Here is a 2,239-nt window from a genome sequence, read left to right on the forward strand (position 1 = left end):
GATGGCTTCGTCGGTCGTGGCCTGCCATTCGCGGTCTCGTTCACCGATCGCGATCGTGGTGGCCGTGTGGCTGCGCGTGCGCGCGGGGGCGGGGTCGTCATTGCTGTGCTCCTCCGTTGGGCTATTTCATGAGGGCGTGGGCGACGCGGTAGGACTCGCCGCGGAACTGCAGCAGCCGGCCGTGGTGGACGATGCGGTCGATGACTGCGGCGGCCATCTGGTCGTCGCCGAACACGGTGCCCCAGCGGGCGAACTCGAGGTTGGTGGTCAGGATCAGGCTGCGTTTCTCGTACGCGTCGGCGATGACCTGGAACAGCAGCCGGGCACCCTCCGCATCGATCGGCAGGTACCCGAACTCATCGATTGCCAGTAGCGGGTATCTGGCGATCGCGGCGAGTTCTTTGTCGAGCCGGTCGGCGTCTTTCGCGCGGCGCAGTTGGGCGACCAGCGATGCGGTGGTGTGGAATCGTGCGGGGATGCCTCGTTGGCACGCGGCGGCGATCAGGGCGCAGGCGAGGTGGGTCTTGCCGGTGCCGACATCGCCGTAGAGCACCAGGTCCCCGGCATGGTCGAGGAACTCCAGCTCGGTGAGCTGCCCGCGGCCGTAGCCGTCGGGGAAGCGGATCGCGGACCAGTCATAGCCATCGAGGGACTTCAGCGCCGGCAGCCGGGCGGCTCGCAGCAGCCGGGCGTGGCGGGCGTGCTGACGGGAGGCGTGTTCGGCGGTGAGGAACCCGTGCAAATACTCGCGCTGCTTCGGCGTGCCCCGCGTCGCCCAGTCGGCCACGACGGTCGTGGTCAGCGAGATCGCCCGGCCGGCGGTGATGATGTCGTCGTTGGTGACGGCTGCGCCGCTCATGCCGCGTCCTCCTGCGTCTGGGGCCCCTGCGGCCGGTCGTGTCCGGGCGGCTGCGTGAACTGGTCGTAGACGTGCAGGTCGACGACCGTGGCGGCCGGTTCGAGGTTGTCGTGGATGCGGCGGGCGAGCATGCCGAGCCCGTCGGCGGCGGGGTCGGCGCCGCGGCTCAGCAGCTCGGTCGCGGCGGTGATCGCGGTGGCGAAGCTGGTCGCGACCGCCGCCTGGTCCAGCCGGGCCAGCAGCCGCGCCCGCTCCGGTAGCCGCGCCGTATCGAGCCAGTCGCGGACCGGGTCGGCGACGAGCTCTCGCACCGGCGAATGCGTCCACGCGCCGGGCTTGACCGCCAGGGCATGCAGCAGCTGTCCCGCGGCGAACACGGTCCGATCGCCCTGCCCGAAGACCCGGTCGAACTCGATCACCGGGTGCGCGTGCTCGTCGAGGATCTCGATCCGGTCGTGCCGGACCCCGACCGTCAGATGCCGGTCGTGATAGGCGGGCCCGGCCAGATACGCCGTCCCGTCGATGACGACCTTGCCGGTCTTGTCCGCGCGCCGAGACTCGTACCGGACCGGGTCGAAGCCGATCCCGGGCAGCTCCAGGCCGGCGGCGAGGTCGTCGGCGAACAGTTCGCCGATCGGGGCGCCCTTACGCCAATGCTCCTGCGCGGCGAGCGCATCGCAGCGCTCCAGCAGCACCTCGTTCAGCGCCTGCAGCGAGGCCGCCTCGGGTTCGGGGACCATCAGGTTCCGGCGCAGGAACCCGACCGCGTTCTCCACGTTCCCCTTCTCGTTGCCCGAGTTCGGGTTGCAGTAGCGGGCGGTGAGCCGGTAATGCGCCTTGAACGAGCCGAACAGCTTCGACTCGATCACCTTCTCCCCGCTGCGCCGGCCCACGCCGGTGGCGTTATCGAACACCAGCACCCGCGGCACGAAACCGGTGTGCTCGAAGACGCGGCGCAGCCCATCACAGACGCACTCGGCCGTCTCGCCCCGGTAGGCCAGCACGAACCGGGTGTTCGAGAACGGGAACGTCACCACCAGCAGGTGCAGCAGCAGCGACACCCCGCCGACGATCGCCACGCCCTGACCGAAATCGACCTGCGCCTGCCCCGGCGGCCAGGCCAGCTCCAGGAACCCCTCGGCGCGCGAGCGATGCTCGGCCCGATACTGCTTCACCAGCCGCTGCACCGGCGAATACGAGCCCGCGTAGCCGTGCTCGGCCACCAGCCGATCGAACACCCGCCGCGCGGTATGCCGCTGCTTCCGCGGACGCCGCTCGTCGTCGCCAAGCCACTGCTGGATCACCGACTCCAGCCCCGCCAGCACCACCGAGCCCGGCCGCGCCGCCGCCACCGGCACCACCGGGGAGAAGTCCACCGCC

General features: G+C 70.7%; 2 protein-coding genes. Both read right to left on the reverse strand.

The features are described from left to right. Positions 1–121 precede the first annotated feature (121 nt). Positions 122–859 carry an IS21-like element helper ATPase IstB gene (gene istB / locus J1M46_RS15125; RefSeq protein ID WP_206448810.1) on the reverse strand — a complete coding sequence of 246 codons (738 nt, stop codon included), beginning with the start codon at positions 857–859 and terminating at the stop codon, positions 122–124. Further along, on the reverse strand, positions 856–2,239 hold a 1,384-nt coding region (gene istA / locus J1M46_RS15130), incomplete at its 5' end, for an IS21 family transposase (protein ID WP_206448811.1). The genes istB and istA, both read right to left, overlap by 4 nt.

This window comes from Agrococcus sp. KRD186 (assembly GCF_017168255.1).
Classification (GTDB): domain Bacteria; phylum Actinomycetota; class Actinomycetes; order Actinomycetales; family Microbacteriaceae; genus Agrococcus.